The organism is Neisseria shayeganii, from assembly GCF_014054965.1.
Taxonomy (GTDB): domain Bacteria; phylum Pseudomonadota; class Gammaproteobacteria; order Burkholderiales; family Neisseriaceae; genus Eikenella; species Eikenella shayeganii.
Map to the genome: position 1 here is coordinate 101,467 of NZ_CP059567.1, position 19,414 is coordinate 120,880.

Consider the following 19,414-nt stretch of genomic DNA (forward strand, 5'->3'; position numbering starts at 1 on the left):
ACAGCGCTTTGCAGGCCAAGGCCGAGGCAGACTCCCAAGCCGCCGCTGAGAGCAAAGCGCAAGCGCATCCGTCCTCAGGTCAAACAGCGGCGGTCGAACAGGCTGCCCATTTCGAAGCCCGCGAGCTGGATGCCGGCGAGCTGCATTGCGCCTACCCCGCCTTCCGCCCCATATTGCCGGAAGCTTTGGGGCAGGTACACTTCAGCCAGCGCCTGGCCAAACTGCACGGCCAAGGCCGTCGGGTGGCGGCTTGTTTTGATGCCAACGGCCAAGCCGTCGCCGCCTGTCTGTTTTACCTGAACGACAGCCTGCACGGCGGCAGCACCTTATATATCGATACCTTGAGCGCCACCCCGCAGGCGGCAGATTCGGTTCTGGCCCGCTTGCTGGATTGCTTGGCCGATCTTGCCCGCGAGGCGCAATGTGTGCGGATACATACCAACGCGCCCGTTGGCGAACCCCACCGTGAGGTTTGGCAAACTCTGTTGGCAGCTGGGTTTGGCGCGGAAAGCATGGTTTTCGTAAAAAAAATATAAACTTCTGTTAATTGGATGGGCTTTTTTTGCTTATCCGGCTGTTTTCCTTGAGAAAAGGCTTGTTGTAAATAAGCCGTCTTTCCCAAGGCGGAGCAGCCGGTTTCTAGTTTTCGTAAAGAAAAGCCGGTATGATGCTTTACTGAGTGCAGCTGTCGATTGTTTGTGTAAACAAGCAATAATGTGTTATCCCAAGCCGCAGGTTTGGATAATCTGACTGACAATCTGCCGAACCATGGATGCCAAATCCAATCCGAATCGCTCCGTATGGCTTTGCCAATGGGCTGATGCCTTAAATCGGTTGCGGATGGGTTGGCTGGGCGGATCGGCCGGAGCGTTCGGCTGTGTGAATTGATCACCTCAATGAGAAGGAATGAAAATATGAATAAGGTTTATCGTACCGTATGGAACGAGCACACCAACACATGGGTGGCCGTGCAGGAAACGGCCAAAGCCCGCGGGAAATCGAGTAAATCCGGCGGCTCTGTTTTAAGCGAGCTGGGCTTGGGCGGTTCGCGCTTTATGATGACGGCTGCGGCTTCCGCTGTATTGCTGATGGGCGGGCAGGCGGTGGCGGCGACCATTGTCGATGGCGCTGCTAGCGGTGCTGTCGTAGTGCACACCGGTGGTACCAGTACAAGTGCGGCCGCAGGCCAGGATTCCACCGCTATCGGTACCAATGCCAAGGTAACAGGTGACTCAGCCACGGCGCAAAGTTCGATTGCATTCGGTAGTAACGCGGAAGTTAATGCCGCGAAAAATGCGATTGCATTCGGTACTAGCGCGGTATCTAATAAAAACAATGCGGTTTCCGTAGGTAATGCGGCAAAAGCAACCGGTCAATCTGCTTTGGCGGTGGGGGATGGTGCTAATGCCACTAATTGCTGATCGTGCAAGATTTACTGCTTCTGCCACCGCAGAGGCTGCCCCGGTGCTGGCAAACAATCAAGTTTATGTATTGGGCATTGCCGATCAGGCCGATAAAGATGCGGTGGCTGCCACTGCGAAAAACACTTTAGGTGAGGTGTCTGTAGGCGGTAAAACCCAAGCGGGCGAGCTGGAAACCCGCCAAATTACCCATGTTGCAGCCGGTACCGAAAACAGCGATGCGGTAAACGTATCTCAATTGAAAGCTGTGGCCAATCAAGTGGAAGATGCTAAGCTGCAAGCAGCTGGCAACACTACCGCTTTGGGTGGTGGAGCTAACTACGATCCGGCTAACAATGCCTATACTGCACCCACTTACACTGTAGTGAATGCTGCCGGTGCTCCGGTTACCTACACCAATGCGGCCGGTAATACTGCGGCTACTACCGCGAATAATGTCGGAGATGCCGTTACCCAGCTGAATACCTACATCAACCAAGGTTGGCAGGTGCTGGACAATGGCGGAGCAGTAAAAGGCACGGTGACGCCTGGTGACAAAGTGCAGTTTGTAAATGGCAATGGAACCACAGCCAACGTCACGACTGAAGCCGACGGTGTCACCAAAGTCACTTTTGATGTGGCAGCAACGCCGGCCATTGAAACCACCACCTTGGCCCATACCGACGGTAAGGTAAACGTGCCAAATGCCCCGGATAACGCCAAAATGGTTACCGCTGAAGGTATTGCCAACGCCATCAACAACAGCGGCTTTACGCTGACCGCTCAGGGTGAAACCAGCACGGCTTCTCTGGTCAACCCCGGCGAAAAGGTTGATTTGAGTAGCGGTGATGGCAATCTTGTGATCAGTAAAGATGCCACAAGTAATAATGTCAACTTTAATCTGGCGCCTGTCGTGACCATCGGTCCGAATAGTGGTGGTAGCCCGATTACCATCAACGGCACCGCAGGCAATATCAGCGGCTTGGCTGCCAATCTGCCCGTAACCACCAGCACCGGTACCCCGACCACCGCGCAAACCGCGCCGGCCAATCCGGCCATTGGTAACGCTGCAACAGTGGGCGATGTGCTAAATGCTGGTTGGAACCTGCAAGTTGGCGGTGCGCCTACCGATTTTGTTCGTCCCTACGATACGGTGAACTTTGTCGGAGCCAATGGCGCCACGGTTACCACGAATACTGACGGAGCCAAAACCACCATCACCATCGGCATGAATGCCCAAGGTCAAGCTGAGAGTGCACAATTGCCGGTGGTGTATACCGATGCTGCAGGTAATAAGCTGTACAAACATACCGATGACAAGTTCTATACCCAGCCGAATGGCGGTGGAAATGAGGTAGACCCGCCGAATGTGATTGCCTCTATGCAAAATGCCATTGGTCAGACGACCTATGCGATGACATTGGCTAATGTTGCTCCCGGCGTAAATAACACCGATGCCGTAAACGTGAGCCAGCTCAAAGGCGCAGCAGATGCATTGGGTGGTGGCGCAGCCATTGCAGATGGTAGCAATCCAGCAATCCCCGCGGGTACATTCATTGCACCGAGTTATACCATCACTAAAACTGATGGTACGCAATACAACCCGGCTAACAATGTTGCCGATGCGCTGAAAAACCTGAACGACGAAGTAGTGAAACCGCTGACCTTTGCCGGCGACAGCGGCGGTAATGTGGAACGCAAGCTGGGTTCGACCGTCAACATCAAAGGTGGCGCTACTGGCAATCTGACCAATGGCAATATCGGCGTGGAAGCTGATCCGCAAACCGGTACGCTGAACGTGAAACTGGCCGAGAACATCGACCTGGGCAATAACGGCAGCGTGGTGATGGGCGATACCAAGGTAGACGACAACGGTTTGGCTATTATTGGTGGACCGAGCATTACCAAAGCCGGCATCAATGCAGGTGACAAAGTCATCAGCGGTGTTGCCAATGGTGTTGCACCGACAGATGCTGTTAACGTGTCTCAGTTGCAAGCAGTACAGGCTCAGGCTGGCAAGCACAATACGGTTAAAGCGGGTACCAACGTTACCGTTGATGAAGGTGTGAACGCTGCCGGCGGTATTGAATATACAGTGAATGCTAAAGACACTGTGACCACTGTAGCAGCAACAGCAGGCGAGACCGTTGTCGCGCAAAGCGGCACACCGGAAGCGCCAGTCTACACCGTGGGTTTGGCTGATCAAGTGAAAACCGATATTGCCCAAGGTGTCGCAGCCAAAGATGCCGTAGACAATAAAGGTTTGGATTTTGCAGGCGATACTGGTACCACTGGAGCCAGAAAACTGGGCGAGAGCTTAAAAGTTTCCGGTGACACCAATATCACCACAGAAGCCACGGTTGCTGGTTTGCAAATCAAACTGAACCCTGATTTGGCGGTAACCAGCGTGAAAGCGGGCGATACCTTGTTGAACGACAACGGTTTGGCCATCACTGGCGGCCCGAACGTGACCAAGGCAGGTATTGATGCAGGCGGTAAGCAAATTACCAATGTGGCCAGTGGTGGAGATACCGACACCAACGGTGCCAACATTGGTGATGTGAAGCGCTTAGCGGCTGCGGCTGCGGCTGCGGCAGATACTTCTGCCAGCGTATCGGCTGGCAGCACGGCGGTTACCGTTACACCGAAGGCCCCTGTTAATGGTGTAACTGATTATGCTGTGGACTTGTCGCAAGCGGCTAAAGACAGCTTGGCTAAAGCCGATACCGCGGTACAAAACGTGGTAGGCGACAGCAATATCACGGCTCAGAAAAACGGCGATACCGTGAATCTGTCCTTGGCTCCGGTAGTTAATATCGGCCCTGCCCAAGGCGGCAATCCCGTTACCATCAATGGCAATGCCGGCACCATCGGCGGTTTGACCAACACGACTTGGAACGGTACACCGGTTAGCGGTCGTGCTGCTACCGAAGACCAGTTGGCTCAAGTAGCCACTGCGGCCGGCAAGCGCAACACCGTTTCCGCTGGCACCAATATTGTGGTAACTCCGACCACCGCCAACGGCGTCACCAACTATCAGGTAGCCACCAATCCGAATATGACGCTGACCAGCGTGACCACAACGGATGCGGCCGGCAACCAAACCGTCACCAACGGCAATGGTGTTACCATCACGCCTGCGGCTCAGGGCAAAGCACCGGTTAGTCTCACCGGCGACGGCCTGAACAACGGCGGTAACAAGATTACCAACGTGGCCGAAGGCACGGCAGGCACCGATGCGGTGAACGTGGATCAACTGAACAAGGCGATCAACAACGTGAACGTGACCATCCCAGGTCAGCTGCAAGGCCGCCTCAATGGTATCGAAAACCGTGTTAACCAAGTGGAAAACACCGCCAATGCGGGCGTGGCGCAAGCCATTGCCACTGCCGGCCTGCCGCAGGCTTATCTGCCCGGCAAGAGCATGGTGGCCGTAGGCGGCGGTTACTACAAAGGTGAAACCGGTTACGCCGTAGGCTTCTCCACCATCTCCGACGGCGGCAACTGGATCATCAAAGGTACCGCTTCCGGTAATTCGCGCGGCCACTTCGGTGCTTCCGTAGGTGCCGGTTACCAGTGGTAACGGAGTCAAGCAGAGGCTACCTGAAAGGCTTTCAGGTAGCCTGCCTGAATATCTGATATAAAAGGAAATAAAATGAAATTCATCCAGATCACCCGTCACGTGGCACTGGTGGCGGTATCGGCCGCCGTGTTGGCTGCCTGCTCCTCGTCTTCCAACCGCATCAATGCCGACGGCACCGCTGCCGCCGAGCTGAAATGGCCGCGTTGGGACAGCGTTACCTTTCATAAAAACCGCGGTACCTTCCCCGACTTGGGCAGCTTGAACCAAGTGAAACCCGGTTTGACCAAAGACGAGCTGTACTATCTGCTGGGCCGCCCGCATTACGATGAGCTGTGGCGTCCGCGCGAGTGGACTTATCTGTTCCACTTCCATACGCCCGGCCAAGGCACCGACAACGTGACCACTTGCCAATACAAAATCCTGTTCGACCGCAATATGCGCGTAGGCAGCACGCATTGGAATCCGGTGGATCCGTCTGATGCCGCTTGCGGTGCACCCGCTCCCACTCCGGCTCCTGCCGCTCCGGTACAAGAGCGCTATACCTTGGGCGCCGATGCTTTGTTTGCTTTTGACCGCAGCAGCATGAACGATTTGAATCCGCGCGGTCGTCAGGAGCTGGACGATTTGGCCAATAAGCTGCAAAGCTTTGCCGAGCTGAACAGCATTACCGTTGTCGGTCATACCGACTATCTGGGTTCCGATGCCTACAACCAAAGCCTGTCTCAAGCGCGTGCGCAAACCGTGCGCCAATATCTGATTGAGCGCGGCTTGCCGGCATCTAAAATCCGTGCTTACGGCGCGGGTGAAACCCAGCCGGTGAAACAGTGCAACCGCACCGGCAACCGTGCCGAGCTGATTGCCTGCTTGCAACCCAACCGCCGTGTAGAGGTTCAGGTGGACGGTTACGGCATCCGCCGTTAATGGCCGCCGGGCCCATGTTTGGAAACCTCCCGCTTTGACGGGAGGTTTTTCTTTGCCTGGAATGATGTTTGCGCGGTCGAGAAAGCCGGAGCAAGCGGCTTGGCCGTAAGCGGACTTGCCAAAGCGCAACAGCCGGATGGCAAAATCAGGCGCATCATGCGCCGGAAACTTGATTTCTGGCGGCAGAATTGTTAAGTTATCCCGCATCAATAAAACGATTTCTTAACCATTGCGGGAGCAAAAACATGCCATTCATTTATTGGACCCCTGATCTGGATACCGGTTTCGACGACATCGATGAACAGCACAAAGTATTGGTGCAGTACATCAATGATTTGTATGATGCCAAGGAAAAAGGCGACAAACAGGCCATCAGCGAAGTGTTTCAACACCTGATTGATTACACGGTGGAGCATTTCAGCTACGAAGAAATGATGCTGCAAGAGGCGGATTACCACCTGATTGAGCCGCATAAAAAAGTGCACGCCAATTTTGTGAGCAAAATGAATATGTTCCAAAGCCGCTACAACAACGGCGACAACGAAGCGCTGGATGAGCTGCTCAATCTTTTGGAGGGCTGGCTGTTCCGCCACATCCGCTTGAACGACCACGGTTATGTGGACAGCGTGAAAAAAGCCGGTGTGCGTTGAGTGCGCGCTGACGGCAGGTTTTCAGTATCTGCCGGTGCATCAAACAGGCTACCTGAAAAATTTTCAGGTAGCCTGTTTGGCTTATCGGAGCCGGTAAGCATATCCGCTATAATGCGCCCTCAGTTTTGAGTACCCAGCGAAAGGAAACGGACATGGGTCTGCTGCACGATATTCTCGATCACAACCGGCAATTTGTAGAGGCGGGAGAATATATCCATTATTCCAGCAATAAATTTCCGGAAAAAAAACTGGCGATTCTCTCGTGCATGGACACTCGGATTTTGGAGTTGCTGCCGGCGGCCATGGGCATCAAAAACGGTGATGCCAAATTGATCCGTAATGCCGGCGCCGTGGTCACCCATCCCTGGGGTTCGGTGATGCGCAGCCTATTGGTGGCGGTGCTGGAACTGCAGGTGGAAGAAATCATGGTGGTGGCCCACCACGATTGCGGTATGCGCGGCCTCAATCCCGAGCAGTTCCTCGGCCATGCCGTGGAGCAGGGCATTCCCGAAGACCGCATCGTTACCCTGCGCAACGCCGGCATCAATCTTGACGGCTGGCTGACCGGTTTTGACGACGTGGAAGACAGCGTGCGCCACACCGTGAGCGTGATCCGCCGCCATCCGCTGATGCCCGAAAACATAGCCGTGCACGGTATGGTGATCCACCCCACTACCGGCAAGCTGACGGTGGTGGTGAACGGCAAAACCGAATGCGCGATTTAAATCACCATTGCCCTCAGGCTACCTGAAAACCTAGCGCCGGTTTACAAGAAGACTTTGAACACGGGCTACAAACAGGTTTGGAAAACGGAGTATCTATGCAAGCCATCGGCCTGTTCGGCGGCACCTTCGACCCCATCCACAACGACCACCTGCGCATCGCCCGCATTTTTGCCGACGAATTGGCGCTGGAGAGCGTGATTTTTCTGCCCGCCGGCGACCCCTACCACAAAGACCGGCCGCGCACGCCCGCCCGCCACCGTTTGGCCATGGCGGAACGGGCGGTGGCGGCCGATGCCCGTTTTGCCGTCAGCGATTGCGATATGGTGCGCGACGGCGCCACCTACACCTACGATACGGTACAGATTTTCCGCCAGCATTTTCCGGCGGCCCGGCTGTGGTTTTTGCTCGGCATGGACAGCCTGTTGCAGCTGCATACTTGGCACCGCTGGCAAGATTTGGTGCGGCAGGCCGGCCTGGCGGTGGCCCCGCGCAGCGGTTTCAGCTTGGCGCAAGTGCCGCCGCCTTTGCAAGAGTGGCTGGCCGGTGCTTTGACTGAGGGCCGGGTGCGGATTTTGCCGGCCGAAGCGCAGGACATCAGCTCCACCGCCATCCGCCGCGAGCTGGCGGAACAAGGCGTCAGCGGGGCGGTGCCGCCGGCAGTGAACGAATATATCCGGCAGCACGGCTTGTACCGCTGAGGCTTGGCAGACAGGGTGGAGGCCATAGCCCAAAAGCGCAGCGGTTTGATGCCTGCACCGGGTGGTGCGGGCATTTTTAAGGTTTTATGGCACCACATACATAAAAGCGTTCAGGTAGCCTGAGACCTTTGCAAAACCCCCATCTGCGGCGCATTTCTGCGTTGTGCGCTGCTCGCTCACTTGCCTATCTATATGATATGTCTGCGTTCGCTGCGCTGCTACGCCTGGAACTGCATCCACATCTGCGGGTTTTGCAAAGGTCTCAGCCCTTGGGCTACCTGAACGCTTTTTCACTGCAAAGTTATACCGCGCCCACGGCGCGCGCCAAAGCCAAACCTTCGGCCACCGGCAGGTATTTCGGTTCGGCAGGCCGGTCGCGCAAGATGATGTCGCCGTCGCGGAAAGCCACCAGCTCGTTGACCGCCAGTTGGGTCCATGTTTCGTTGCCGGTGAGCGGCAGGGTGGCGATCACGGCCACGCGGTCGTTGGGGGTGGTGACGGCGGCAAAGTCCACCGTCACATCATCGTCCAGCAGCTGCGCTTCTCCAAACGGCGCTTGGCGCACGATGTAGTGCAACAGGGTGCTGGCGTGGGCAAACAGGATGTCGCCGTTGGAAAGCATGAAGTTGAACAGGCCGTGGCAGCGGATGCGGGCGGTCAGCTCGGCGAGGGCTTCAAACAGCACGGGGGCGGGCGGCTTGCTGTCGAAACGCTGGCGCAGTTCTTCGAGTATGTGGCAGAAGGCGCGTTCGGAATCGGTGCCGCCCACCGGGCGGTAGTATTGCCCCAAGGCGGGGCGGAAGTTTTCCAGATGGCCGTTGTGGGCGAACAGCCAGTATTCGCCCCACATTTCGCGGATAAACGGATGGGTGTTCACCAGCTCGGCCCGCCCTTGGGTGGCTTTGCGGATGTGGGCGATGACGTTTTCCGATTTGATTTGGTAGGCGCGGATCAGGTCGGCCACCGGCGAATGGGCGCTGGGTTGGTCGTCGTGAAACAGGCGCACGCCGCGGTTTTCGAAAAAGCCGATGCCGAAGCCGTCGGCATGGTGGTCGGTGAGCCCGCCACGGCGGCGGAAGCCTTCGAAGGAAAACACGATGTCGGTGGGGGTGTTGCAGTTCATGCCCAACAGCTGGCACATGGCGGGGTTCCTTGATTCAGACAGCAAGGGCGGCAGGCTACCTGAAAACGGGTGCTTTGTCATGCCGGCGATACGCCCTAGAGATATTCGAATATTATCGGAATGGTCATTTGGCCGGCGAGGAAGCAGGCCGCCCAAGCCAGCCCGGCGCAGACCAGCCAATGGGTCTGCCGGGCCAAGATGAGGCGGTGCAGGCTGTTCGGCGGGGTCTGCTCCAGTTGGTGGTCGGCGAAGTAGAGTGTCGGCGGACCGATGGCGGCCAGCAGCATGAGGGCGAGAAAGCCGCTTAAGGAGCCGTAGGCATGCGGTTGCACCGATAGGGTGGACACCGCTTCTGTGAGGTCTGCAAACGGTGCTTCGTTGCCGCACAGGAAAAACAGGGCCACCATGCCCAGCAGTAAAATTAGCAGCCGCAGCGCCCGGTCGGCCCGGCTCAGCGGCGGGAGCGGCGGCATGGGGGCAGGAGGGGAGTCGAACCACCTATGCTGCGCAGGCAAGCGGGATTCAGGCTGATGCTGGGGGTCGTAGTACATCATATACAGTATCCACGGCCAAACCCCGCAGGCCAACAGGGCGGATGCCAGCCAAGCCATCAGTTGGGTGGCGGAAACTGCCCAGCCCAGCTGAGCGGCGAGCATGATCAAGCCGAACCAGGCGGGGAATATCGCGGCGGCAAAACAGGCGAGGAGCAGGCCGCCGAGCTTGCGGAGGCGGGCGTGGCGCGCTTGGGCGGCAGAGTCGGGGTCTGGGGATGGATGCTGAGGCATCACGGGCGGTTCTCCTTATCTTGTTTTTGCCCGTTGGGATGAGAAACAAAGATTCAGGCTGAGACCTTTGCAAAACCCCCATCTGCGGCGCATTTCTGCGTTGTGCGCTGCTCGCTCGCTTGCCTATCTTCATGATATGTCTGCACTCACTGCGCTGCTACGCCTTGAACTGCATCCACATCTGGGGGTTTTGCAAAGGTCTCAGGCTACCTGAAAAGGGTTTCAGGTAGCCTGTGGTTTGTCTGTCAGGCATCGGCCTGATGCTGCAGGGGATAGAGGTCCAGTTTGTGCATCAGCAGGCGGTCGCCGTCTTCTTCGGGGTTTTCGGTGGTGAGCAGTTTGTCGCCGTAGAAAATCGAGTTGGCACCGGCCATAAAGCACAGTGCCTGCATGGCTTCGGGCATGTCGCTGCGGCCGGCCGACAGGCGCACATAGCTTTTCGGCATGGTGATGCGGGCAACGGCGATGGTGCGCACAAACTCTGTCCAATCCAAGTCTTCGGCGTCTGCGAGCGGCGTGCCTTCGACTTTCACCAATTGGTTGATCGGCACGCTTTCGGGCTGAGGGTCGAGATTGGCCAGGCTGGCGATTAAGCCGGCGCGTTCGGGGCGGGTTTCGTTCATGCCCACGATGCCGCCGCAGCACACTTTCAAGCCGGCGCCGCGCACTTTGCCCAAGGTATCCATGCGGTCTTCATGCCGGCGGGTGTGGATGATGTCGTTGTAGCGTTCGGGGTCGGTGTCGAGGTTGTGGTTGTAGTAGTCGAGGCCGGCGTTTTTCAAATCTTCGGCCATGCCGTCTTCCAGCATGCCGAAGGTGCCGCAGGTTTCCAAGCCCAGGCCTTTCACGGCTTTGATGATTTCGGATACGGTTTCTACGTCTTTGGGTTTGGGGCCGCGCCAGGCGGCGCCCATGCAGAAGCGGCTGGCGCCGCGCGATTTGGCGATGCGGGCTTTTTCGACGATTTCCGCCACGTCCATCATTTTGGCTTTTTCGAGGCCGGTGTTGTAGTGCGCCGATTGCGGGCAGTATTCGCAGTCTTCCGGGCAGCCGCCGGTTTTGATGGAGAGCAGGGTGGAGAGTTGGATTTCGCGCGGGTTGAAGTGTTCGCGGTGGATTTGGGCGGCTTGATAGACCAGGTCTAAAAAGGGCAGGGCGAACAGTTCTTCCACTTGGCATTTGCGCCAGTATTGGGCGGTGGCATGGGGCTTGCGCTCGGTTTGACGGCGCAGGGCGATGGGGGAGAGGGTGCTCATGGCGGGTTCCTTTTCTGGGTTTGCGGCGTCGCAATGTCGCCGACCGGCCGCCGCAGGCGCAATGTCTGCGCGGCCTTTAGGGTGCCGGCAAGCCGGCGTGAAGTTTCTTCTCTAAAACAGCAAAAGCGCGAGTGTAGCCAAAAATCGGGCGGCAGGCTACCTGAAAGCGTGGCCTTGATTTTTCAGGTAGCCTGAGACCTTTGCAAAACCCCCAGATGTGGATGCAGTTCAAGGCGTAGCAGCGCAGCGAGCGAAGACATATCATCTAGATAGGCAAGCGAGCGAGCAGCGCACAACGCAGAAATGCGCCGCAGATGGGGGTTTTGCAAAGGTCTCAGCCTGCAGGATCACAACCGCGCTTCAGCCGAGTAAGGAATAGGCGGCATACGAAAGCAGCGCGCCGCCGAGCAGCAGCCACGCCGCCAAACAGCCGGCCAACAGCAGGGGGCGGATGCCGGCCTGGCGCACGCTGTGCCAGCGCGTGGTCAGCCCCAGGGCGAACATGGCGGTGGTGAGCAGAAAGGTGTCGAAACGGATCAGGGCCTGATGCCAGCTTTCGGGCAGGCTGATCAGGCTGTTGAGCACCACCACGGCCACAAAGCCGAGGGCGAACCACGGAATGGTCAGCCGGCTGCTGCCGATGCCGCCATCTTGCGGGTGCAGACGGCGCATCAGCCACGGCAGAGTCAGTAGGAAAGGGGCGAGCAGCATGACGCGGATCATTTTGGTGATCACCGCCACGTCGGCGGCGAGCGGGTGGATGGCGGCGCCGGCAGCCGCCACTTGCGCTACTTCGTGCACGCTGGCGCCGGTGTAGAGGCCCCAGCCAAACCAAACCGCATCGGCGGCTTCAGACGGCACCAGCCAGGCAGCCAGCATGGGATAAACAAACATCGCCAGCGTGCCGAACACCACCACGGTGGCCACCGCCACGCCGACGTCGCGTTCTTCGGCTTTCAGCACCGGCTGGGCGGCCAACACCGCCGCCGCGCCGCAGATGGCGCTGCCGGCGCCGATCAGGGCGGCGGTTTGCGGCGGCAGGCGCAGGCGTTTGCCCAGCCATACCGCCAGCAGGAAGGTGCCGGCCACGATGCCGATGTCCGCCGCCAGCGCCGGCCAGCCGGCGGCCGCCAGTTGCGGCAGGGTGATTTTCAGGCCGTATAACACAATGCCCAGCCGCAGCAGACGGGTTTTGCTGAAAGCCAGGCCGTCGGCCAGATGGGGGGCGAAGCGCGGGAACACCGTGTTGCCCAACACCATGCCCGCCACAATCGCCACGGTGAGCGGACTGATGCCGTAGGCGGCCAAGACGGGCAGGCCGGCCACGGCCATGCAGACGACCGCCGCGGCGGCCAAGGGCAGCAGTTGCACGAAAAAAGCAAAGAAACGGGACATAACAGCAGAAGCCATGGCAAAGGGGCGGCATTATAGGCCGATTCGGCTTGGACGCGGCGGTTTTGTGGTGTGACTGCGGGCGGGGCGGCCAAGAATGGCGGTTCCGCAGGCAGCGACGCATTCAGCCTGAGACCTTTGCAAAACCCCCAGATGTGGATGCAGTTCAAGGCGTAGCAGCGCAGCGAGCGAAGACATATCATCTGGATAGGCAAGCGAGCGAGCAGTACCCATAGGGCATAAACGCACAACGCAGAAATGCGCCGCAGATGGGGGTTTTGCAAAGGTCTCAGCCTACCTTCCAGGCAAAATAAAAGGCTACCTGAAAGCCGTTTTCTGCTTTCAGGTAGCCCGATGCCGTGAAGAAAGGATTACAGCACTTCAATCAGGCCGGCGGCGCCCATGCCGGTGCCGATACACATGGTCACCATGGCATAGCCGGTTTCGCCGCGGTTGCGCATGCCGTGGATGGCGGTGGCGGCGCGGATGGCACCGGTGGCGCCCAGCGGGTGGCCCAGGGCGATGGCGCCGCCGTTGGGGTTGACCACGTCCATGTCCAGATTCAGGTCGCGGCACACCGCCAGCGCTTGGGCGGCGAAGGCTTCGTTCAGCTCCATCCATTTGATGTCGGCCAGGGTTTTGCCGGCCGATTTCAGTACCGCCGGAATCGCTTCTTTGGGGCCGATGCCCATGATTTCGGGCGGCACGCCGCGCACGGCGAAACCGGCATAGCGGGCGATGGGGGTGAGGTTGTAGCGTTTGAGCACCTCTTCGCTCACCACCAGCAGCGCGCCGGCGCCGTCGGACATTTGCGAGGAGTTGCCGGCGGTCACGCTGCCTTTGGCGGCAAACACCGGTTTCAACTTGGCCAGGCCTTCCATGGAGGTGCCGGGGCGCGGGCCTTCGTCGGTGTCGCACAGTTTGCGGATTTCTTTGGCTTCGCGGCTGGCCAAATCGGCGGTGCGGTACACGGCTTCGATGGGGCTGATTTCGGCCTTGAATTTGCCGGCTTCAATGGCGGCCAGCGCACGGCGGTGGCTTTCCACGGCGAAGGCGTCTTGGTCTTCGCGGCTCACGCCCCATTGCTCAGCCACTTTCTCGGCGGTGAGGCCCATGCCGTAGGCAATGGCGTAGTTTTCGTCTTTCTCGAACACGGCGGGGTTGAGCGACACTTTGTTGCCCATCATCGGCACCATCGACATGCTCTCGCTGCCGGCGGCAATGGCGATCTCGGCTTCGCCGGTGCGCACGCGGTCGGCGGCGATTTGCAGGGCGTTGATGCCGGAAGAGCAATAGCGGTTGATGGTGATGCCGGAAACGGTGTTGGGCAGGCCGGCCAGCAGCACGCCGATGCGCGCCATATTCAGGCCCTGCTCGGCTTCGGGGAAGGCGCAGCCGACTACGACATCGTTGATTTCGCGCAGGTCGAATTCGGGCACCTGGCCGATCACGCTTTTGATCACATGGGCCAGCATGTCGTCGGGGCGGGTGGTGCGCAGCATGCCGCGCGGGGCTTTGCCTACCGGGGTGCGGGTGGCGGCAACAATATAGGCGTCTCGAAATTGGGTCATAAGGTTCTCCTGGTCAGGGTCGCCACGGTGTGGCGTTCAGGTAGCCTGAGCGGGGTCAGGCGGTATGGGGTGGATGTGATGGGTTTAGCGTCGGCGCCGCACTTGGTCGGCACAGCGGCGGGCAGCTTCGGCGCCCACGCGGTCGAATTCGCTGCGGCTGCTTTGCGCCAGCCGTTCGGGCGTGCGGTAATGGCGCACCACTTGGTTGTGCACGCAGCGGCAGCCTTGGCGCACTTGGGCCGGCGTGCCGCTGCCCGCCAAGCGGGCGCTGCAACGGCTGATAAAACGCTCGCTGTTAAACACATTGCGGGCGTCGGCCAAACGGCTTTCGGGTGTGGCGCAAGCAGCCAGCAGCAGGCTGAGGCTCGCAGCCAGCAGCGGGATGTGAAGTTTTATCATGATGCGGCTCCCAAACGTTGGCAGGGTAGGATCAGGCGGCGGCCACCTGAATTTCTGCGGCACAGTGCAAGGGAAAATTCAGCGAATTGGCAATAAAGCAGGCATGATGCGCTTGCGCGTGCAGGGCCAGCGCCAAGTCGGCATTGCTGCCGGCGGCAATGGTCACTTGCGGGCGCAGGGTGGCGGAGACAAATCGCCCCGGCTGCTCGGCGTCGCCTTCGTCCATTTCCGCTTCGGCGTGGTCGGTGTACGCCTGCACCACGATGCCGTTGACCGCGCACAGATGCAGATACCACAGTTTGTGACAGGCGGAAGCGGCGGCCAAGAGCATATCTTCCGGGTTCCAGCGCCCGGCATCGCCGCGGAAAGCGGGATCGGCCGAGCCGGCGATATCCGGCTTGCCGGCTGCGGCAGCCGTGAAATCGCGGTCGTAGGCGGTATAAGTAGTGGTACCTTGGCCGCGGTTGCCGGTCCAAGTGACGGTGGTGCGGTAATGATGGGTTCGGCTCATGGGGCTGCTCCTTGCTTCACGGGGGTGGCATCAGGCTACCTGAAAGGCGTTCAGGTAGCCTAATGTGCTTAGTTGCGCAGCGGTTTGCCGGTGGAGAGCATGTTTTCGATGCGCTCCAGGGTTTTTTCCTGTTGCAGGAGTTCGACGAACACTTTGCGTTCCAGATCAAGAATCCATTGTTCGTCCACCAGCGTGCCTTCGTCCACGTCGCCGCCGGTCATCACCCAGGCGATTTGGCTGCCGAGGAAGAAGTCGTATTCGCTGATGAAGCCGCCTTCTTTCATGTTGATGAGCTGGCCTTTGATGGAGGCGGCGCCGGGGCGGCCGGCCACTTTGAAGGTTTGCGGCACTTCGGGGCGGAAGCCGGCGTCGGCCATGGCGCGGGCTTCGTTGAGCGCCACGTACAACAGCTCGTAGGCGTTGAACACGACAACAGCATCTTCGCTGAGGTGGCCGGTTTCTTTGGCTTCCAGCGCGCTGGTGGCCACTTTGGCCATGGCCAGATTCATGTAGCGATCTTTCAGCGCGGCCAAGAGGTCGCCTTGGCTGGCGCGGGCGGCGCGCAGGGCGAAATCTTTGGTGCCGCCGCCGGCCGGAATCAGGCCCACGCCCACTTCCACCAGGCCGATGTAGCTTTCGAGCGCGGCCACCACTTTATTGCTGTGCATCACAAATTCGCAGCCGCCGCCGAAGGCGAAGCCCTGCACTGCGGCCACGGTGGGGATTTGGCTGTAACGCAGGCGCATGGCGGTGTCTTGGAACAGCTTGACGATTTTCTCGATGGCGGCGAAGTTGCCGGTGGCGAATTCGGGCATCATCGATTTGAGGTCGGCGCCCACCGAGAAGGGGGCGTCTGGCGCCCACAGCACCAAGGCGTCGAAGCGCTCTTCGGCGATGTCGAGTGCGCGGTTGAGGCCGTCGAGCACGTCTTTGCTGATGGCGCGCATTTTGTTGCGGTTTTCCACCACCAGCACGCGGTTGTCGAGGGTGAAGGCGCGGATGACATCGGTTTCAAATACGGTTTCGCCCAATACTTTGTCGCTCTCGCCCAACAGTTTGGCGGGCACGTATTGGCGCTGATAGACATCCAATGCGGAGCGCGGTTCGTAGCGGCCGCTGGCAAAATGCAGGCTGCCTTCGTCGTTGTGGAAGGCGTCCACGCCTTTGAGCCAGGCGGGCAGCGGGGCCTTGCTCATGGTTTTGCCCTCGGCGATGTCTTCTTCAATCCAGGCGGCCACTTGCTGTACGCCGGCGGCCTGCCAGGTTTCCAGCGGGCCTAAGTCCCAGCCGAAGCCCCAGCGGATGGCGAAGTCGATGTCGCGGGCGGTGTTGGCGATGCTGTCGGCCTGTACGGCGATGTAGTGGAAGCAGTCGCGGAAGATGGCCCACAGGAATTGGGCTTGCGGGTGCTCGCTGGCGCGCAGGGCGGCCAGTTTTTTGCCCCAGTCGGCTTCTTTCAGAATTTCGGTTACGGCGGGGTCGGCTTTTTGGTTGCTCGGCACATAGTCGCCCGCGGCCGGGTCGAACATCATGATGCGCTTGCCTTCTTTTTTGAAGATGCCGGCCTTGGTTTTGGCGCCGAGGGCGCCGTTTTCAATCAGGGTGTGCAGCCATTGCGGCAGGCTGAAATGGGCGTGCCAGGCGTCGTCGGGCAGCTGGGTTTCCATGGTTTTGGCCACGTGGGCGAAGGTGTCGAGACCCACGACGTCGGCGGTGCGGAAGGTGGCGGAGCCGGGGCGGCCCAGGCGTTTGCCGGTGAGGTCGTCCACCACGTCAAAGCGCAGGCCGAATTTCTCGGCGTTGTAGATGGTGGCCAGCATGGAGAATACGCCGATGCGGTTGCCGACGAAGTTGGGGGTGTCTTTGGCGCGTACCACGCCTTTGCCCAGGGTGCTCACTAGGAAGCGCTCGAGGTTGTCGAGGTAGCGCGGTTCGGTGTCGGCGGTGGGGATCAGTTCCACCAGGTGCATATAGCGCGGCGGGTTGAAGAAATGCACGCCGCAGAAGCGGTGTTTCAACTCGGCGGGGAATTTGGCGGCCAGGGTTTCGATGGAGAGGCCGGAAGTGTTGGTGGCGAAAATGGTGTCTTGGCCCAGATGCGGCGCTACTTTGCCGTAAAGCGATTCTTTGATGTCCAAACGCTCGGCCACGGCTTCGATCACCAGATCGCAGTCGGCCAGTTGCGCCAAGTCGTCGTCATAGTTGGCGGCGGTGATGTAGCCCAGGGTGGCTTTGTGGGCCAGGGGGGCGGGTTTTTGTTTTTTCAGGGCGTCGAGCGCTTTTTGCACGATGCCGTTTTTCGGGCCTTCTTTGGCCGGCAGGTCAAACAGCACGGTGGGCACTTTAGCGTTGGCCAGATGGGCGGCAATCTGCGCCCCCATCACCCCGGCGCCCAACACGGCGACTTTGCGGATGCGGAATTTGGTTTGGGACATGGTGTTCTCCTATGCGAGGTTGATTGATTTCAACAGGCTGGCGCAAACACACGGCGGTGCTGCTTGCGTCAGCCGGCTGCGGCTTGAGGCCGTGGCTGGGTGCCGCATCGGGGGCGGCGATAAAAACAGGCTGAGACCTTTGCAAAACTCCCAGATGTGGATGCAGTTCAAGGCGTAGCAGCGCAGCGAACGCAGACATATCATATAGATAGGCAAGTGAGCGAGCAGCGCACAACGCAGAAATGCGCCGCAGATGGGGGTTTTGCAAAGGTCTCAGGCTACCTGAAAGGCATGGTACTTTCAGGCAGCCTGCAGCCTGATGCGGGTACTTAAAGCTTAAAACTTATAGGTGTACTGCAAACCCAGAATGTGGGCGTGGCTCTTGAAGTTGGCCGAGCCATTGGTGCGGCTGGACACACAAGCTTGCGAGCCGGCACCGGCAGCGGTGCCGCCGCACCAGCCGTTCACGTTGGCGCTGGATTTTTGAATGTGCAGATAGCTGTAGGCGGCATTCAAGGTGTGGTTGGGATTGATATCGTATTTGGCGCCCACGGAGAACCACATACGGTTGGCATCGGGCAGGGTGCTCATGCGCAGATCGGCGCTTTTCACCGGTGATTGGTCATACGCCCAGCCGAAACGCAGTTGCAGCGGATCGCTCACTTGGTAGGCGGCACCGAGGCCCACTTTCCAAGTGTCGCGCCATTCGGGGGTGAGAATGGTTTGGTTGCTTTGGGTGCTGGCACCGGTTTGCGGATTGGCAACCAGTTTGTTGTTGGCGTAGTTCAGTTCGACGCGGTTGAAGCGGGAGTGACGGGTCCAAGTCAGGTCGCCGAACAGGCTCCAGCGCGGGTTGAGCTTGTACATGCCGTGCACAGACAGTGACTCGGGGGTGACGATTTTTACGTTGGCGTCTTCACGCTCTACATAGCCTGCGCGGCGGATGCCTCTTTTCGCTTGAGGGCCGATGACGCGTCGGTTGAACAGGCCGCCGTCCAGATGCCATTCGGCTTCACCTTTCAAGGTATGGTGAATGGCGGAACGGTAGTTCACGCCGAGGCGGGCGGAGTCGTTGATGTTCCACAACCAAGCGAGATTGTAGCCGAAGCCCCAATCATCGCCTTCTACTTTGGCATAGCCGTCTGCATTGCCGTTACCGGAACCTTGGCCGATGCCTCTTGCGGCCAATGCCGGGCCGAAGTTGGCGTATTGGCGCAGCTCCGCTTCGGTGCGTTGAGCCACCAGACCGACGGCAACGGAATGGTTGTCGTTGATTTTAAAGGCTACGGTGGGCTGCAGGGCCATGGTTTTCAGACCCAGCTCGTTGAGGTTGTAGCGCAAGACGGAATCGCGTTGGTATTCGGTGCCGGAACCGAAGGGCACATAGGCGCCGAGGCCGAGCGACCAGCGGTCGTTGAGTTTGTGCGAGGCATAGATATGCGGCGCCACCACCACATCGCTGGGCTCGATGCTGCCGGAGGTTTGGCCTTTCACCTCTTCTTGGCTGCCGGGGCGGCCGGGGTAATAGGCTTTGGCATCGGAATATTTCACGCTGGGCATCACCAAGTTCACATTCACGGTGGCTTGGGTGCCTTCCAGATGCGTCAGGCCGGCGGGGTTGTAGAACAGGGTGGAGGGATCGGCTGCCTCGGCCGCCGAAGAGTTGGCGGTAGACTGGCTGCTCACCGATTGGGTGCCGAAATGGTAGCCGGAGGCCAAGGCGGGCAGGCTGAAGGCGGTGGCAATCAGCAGTACGCTGCTTTTTAACAAAACTGAGTGGTTCATGGGTTTCTCCTGTGAAGTGGGACAAGGCAGGGCTACTGCCGGAATGCCCGAGTTATCGGGGCTTGAAGCGGTATAAAACGAGTGGGCATTCTATACCAAACCCCGGTCCTTGTAGCGGCTCTATTTAGAGCTTCTTTATAATTTCTTTACATTCAGGTAGCCTTTCTTCACAAATCAAGC

General features: G+C 59.0%; 17 protein-coding genes and 2 pseudogenes. 7 read left to right on the forward strand and 12 right to left on the reverse strand.

The window, feature by feature from the left end; translation table 11 throughout:
• Positions 1–914: 914 nt before the first annotated feature.
• From H3L94_RS00450 to nadD, 6 genes are all read left to right on the forward strand, one after another.
• Positions 915–1,421, forward strand: coding sequence for an ESPR-type extended signal peptide-containing protein (locus H3L94_RS00450; protein ID WP_182122220.1), 507 nt, complete (start codon positions 915–917; stop codon positions 1,419–1,421).
• A complete protein-coding gene (locus H3L94_RS00455; RefSeq protein WP_182122221.1) occupies positions 1,405–4,983 on the forward strand; it encodes a YadA-like family protein in 3,579 nt (1,192 codons plus the stop codon). The genes H3L94_RS00450 and H3L94_RS00455 overlap by 17 nt, the downstream gene beginning before the upstream one ends.
• 72 nt (positions 4,984–5,055) lie before the next feature.
• The gene (locus H3L94_RS00460) at positions 5,056–5,904 is read left to right on the forward strand and encodes an OmpA family protein (protein ID WP_182122222.1); all 849 of its coding nucleotides are present in this window, start codon (positions 5,056–5,058) and stop codon (positions 5,902–5,904) included.
• Positions 5,905–6,149: 245 nt separating this feature from the next.
• Positions 6,150–6,554 (forward strand): bacteriohemerythrin, encoded by a 405-nt coding sequence (locus H3L94_RS00465; protein WP_182122223.1) that lies wholly within the window; start codon positions 6,150–6,152, stop codon positions 6,552–6,554.
• A gap of 152 nt (positions 6,555–6,706) precedes the next feature.
• Positions 6,707–7,279: a beta-class carbonic anhydrase gene (locus H3L94_RS00470; RefSeq protein ID WP_009119960.1), complete on the forward strand. Its 573-nt coding sequence runs from the start codon at positions 6,707–6,709 to the stop codon at positions 7,277–7,279.
• Between the two features lie 95 nt (positions 7,280–7,374).
• Positions 7,375–7,977: a nicotinate-nucleotide adenylyltransferase gene (gene nadD / locus H3L94_RS00475; RefSeq protein ID WP_182122224.1), complete on the forward strand. Its 603-nt coding sequence runs from the start codon at positions 7,375–7,377 to the stop codon at positions 7,975–7,977.
• A gap of 301 nt (positions 7,978–8,278) precedes the next feature.
• Here nadD and H3L94_RS00480 read toward each other — a convergent pair whose 3' ends face one another.
• Both H3L94_RS00480 and H3L94_RS00485 read right to left on the reverse strand, forming a co-directional pair.
• Positions 8,279–9,118: a class II glutamine amidotransferase gene (locus tag H3L94_RS00480; RefSeq protein ID WP_182123070.1), complete on the reverse strand. Its 840-nt coding sequence runs from the start codon at positions 9,116–9,118 to the stop codon at positions 8,279–8,281.
• A gap of 77 nt (positions 9,119–9,195) precedes the next feature.
• The gene (locus tag H3L94_RS00485) at positions 9,196–9,885 is read right to left on the reverse strand and encodes a hypothetical protein (protein WP_182122225.1); all 690 of its coding nucleotides are present in this window, start codon (positions 9,883–9,885) and stop codon (positions 9,196–9,198) included.
• Between the two features lie 58 nt (positions 9,886–9,943).
• Here H3L94_RS00485 and H3L94_RS12135 point away from each other — a divergent pair, with 58 nt between their 5' ends.
• Positions 9,944–10,099, forward strand: coding sequence for a lipoprotein signal peptidase (locus H3L94_RS12135; RefSeq protein ID WP_244958853.1), 156 nt, complete (start codon positions 9,944–9,946; stop codon positions 10,097–10,099).
• Between the two features lie 31 nt (positions 10,100–10,130).
• Here H3L94_RS12135 and bioB read toward each other — a convergent pair whose 3' ends face one another.
• From bioB to H3L94_RS00520, 10 genes and pseudogenes are all read right to left on the reverse strand, one after another.
• Complete coding sequence (bioB, locus tag H3L94_RS00490) at positions 10,131–11,141, reverse strand: biotin synthase BioB (protein ID WP_009119956.1); 1,011 nt, start codon at positions 11,139–11,141, stop codon at positions 10,131–10,133.
• A 182-nt stretch (positions 11,142–11,323) separates the two neighbouring features.
• Positions 11,324–11,479, reverse strand: coding sequence for a lipoprotein signal peptidase (locus tag H3L94_RS12140; RefSeq protein WP_244958854.1), 156 nt, complete (start codon positions 11,477–11,479; stop codon positions 11,324–11,326).
• Positions 11,480–11,501: 22 nt separating this feature from the next.
• Positions 11,502–12,536 carry a YeiH family protein gene (locus H3L94_RS00495; RefSeq protein ID WP_244958778.1) on the reverse strand — a complete coding sequence of 345 codons (1,035 nt, stop codon included), beginning with the start codon at positions 12,534–12,536 and terminating at the stop codon, positions 11,502–11,504.
• Between the two features lie 30 nt (positions 12,537–12,566).
• Positions 12,567–12,817: pseudogene (locus tag H3L94_RS12145) on the reverse strand (hypothetical protein).
• A gap of 87 nt (positions 12,818–12,904) precedes the next feature.
• The gene (locus H3L94_RS00500) at positions 12,905–14,104 is read right to left on the reverse strand and encodes an acetyl-CoA C-acyltransferase (protein ID WP_182122227.1); all 1,200 of its coding nucleotides are present in this window, start codon (positions 14,102–14,104) and stop codon (positions 12,905–12,907) included.
• A gap of 84 nt (positions 14,105–14,188) precedes the next feature.
• Entirely contained in the window at positions 14,189–14,503 is a 315-nt protein-coding gene (locus H3L94_RS00505) for a hypothetical protein (RefSeq protein ID WP_182122228.1), read from the reverse strand.
• Between the two features lie 31 nt (positions 14,504–14,534).
• On the reverse strand, positions 14,535–15,014 hold the full coding sequence (locus H3L94_RS00510; protein WP_182122229.1) for an OsmC family protein: 480 nt from the start codon (positions 15,012–15,014) through the stop codon (positions 14,535–14,537).
• A gap of 68 nt (positions 15,015–15,082) precedes the next feature.
• A complete protein-coding gene (locus H3L94_RS00515; RefSeq protein ID WP_182122230.1) occupies positions 15,083–17,449 on the reverse strand; it encodes a 3-hydroxyacyl-CoA dehydrogenase/enoyl-CoA hydratase family protein in 2,367 nt (788 codons plus the stop codon).
• 127 nt (positions 17,450–17,576) lie between these two features.
• Positions 17,577–17,753 (reverse strand): annotated as a pseudogene (locus H3L94_RS12815) (signal peptidase); the annotation flags it as partial.
• 32 nt (positions 17,754–17,785) lie between these two features.
• The gene (locus H3L94_RS00520) at positions 17,786–19,234 is read right to left on the reverse strand and encodes an OmpP1/FadL family transporter (RefSeq protein ID WP_182122231.1); all 1,449 of its coding nucleotides are present in this window, start codon (positions 19,232–19,234) and stop codon (positions 17,786–17,788) included.
• Between the last annotated feature and the right edge of the window lie 180 nt (positions 19,235–19,414).

Coding starts and splice junctions, on each gene's coding strand:
- H3L94_RS00510 (WP_182122229.1), bottom strand. CDS start 15,014: ATGAGCCGAACCCATCATTACCGCACCACCGTCACTTGGACCGGCAAC.
- H3L94_RS00455 (WP_182122221.1), top strand. CDS start 1,405: ATGCCACTAATTGCTGATCGTGCAAGATTTACTGCTTCTGCCACCGCA.
- H3L94_RS00505 (WP_182122228.1), bottom strand. CDS start 14,503: ATGATAAAACTTCACATCCCGCTGCTGGCTGCGAGCCTCAGCCTGCTG.
- H3L94_RS00485 (WP_182122225.1), bottom strand. CDS start 9,885: ATGCCTCAGCATCCATCCCCAGACCCCGACTCTGCCGCCCAAGCGCGC.
- H3L94_RS00515 (WP_182122230.1), bottom strand. CDS start 17,449: ATGTCCCAAACCAAATTCCGCATCCGCAAAGTCGCCGTGTTGGGCGCC.
- H3L94_RS00460 (WP_182122222.1), top strand. CDS start 5,056: ATGAAATTCATCCAGATCACCCGTCACGTGGCACTGGTGGCGGTATCG.
- H3L94_RS00470 (WP_009119960.1), top strand. CDS start 6,707: ATGGGTCTGCTGCACGATATTCTCGATCACAACCGGCAATTTGTAGAG.
- H3L94_RS00450 (WP_182122220.1), top strand. CDS start 915: ATGAATAAGGTTTATCGTACCGTATGGAACGAGCACACCAACACATGG.
- H3L94_RS00465 (WP_182122223.1), top strand. CDS start 6,150: ATGCCATTCATTTATTGGACCCCTGATCTGGATACCGGTTTCGACGAC.
- H3L94_RS00520 (WP_182122231.1), bottom strand. CDS start 19,234: ATGAACCACTCAGTTTTGTTAAAAAGCAGCGTACTGCTGATTGCCACC.
- nadD (WP_182122224.1), top strand. CDS start 7,375: ATGCAAGCCATCGGCCTGTTCGGCGGCACCTTCGACCCCATCCACAAC.
- H3L94_RS00480 (WP_182123070.1), bottom strand. CDS start 9,118: ATGTGCCAGCTGTTGGGCATGAACTGCAACACCCCCACCGACATCGTG.
- H3L94_RS00495 (WP_244958778.1), bottom strand. CDS start 12,536: ATGTCCCGTTTCTTTGCTTTTTTCGTGCAACTGCTGCCCTTGGCCGCC.
- bioB (WP_009119956.1), bottom strand. CDS start 11,141: ATGAGCACCCTCTCCCCCATCGCCCTGCGCCGTCAAACCGAGCGCAAG.
- H3L94_RS00500 (WP_182122227.1), bottom strand. CDS start 14,104: ATGACCCAATTTCGAGACGCCTATATTGTTGCCGCCACCCGCACCCCG.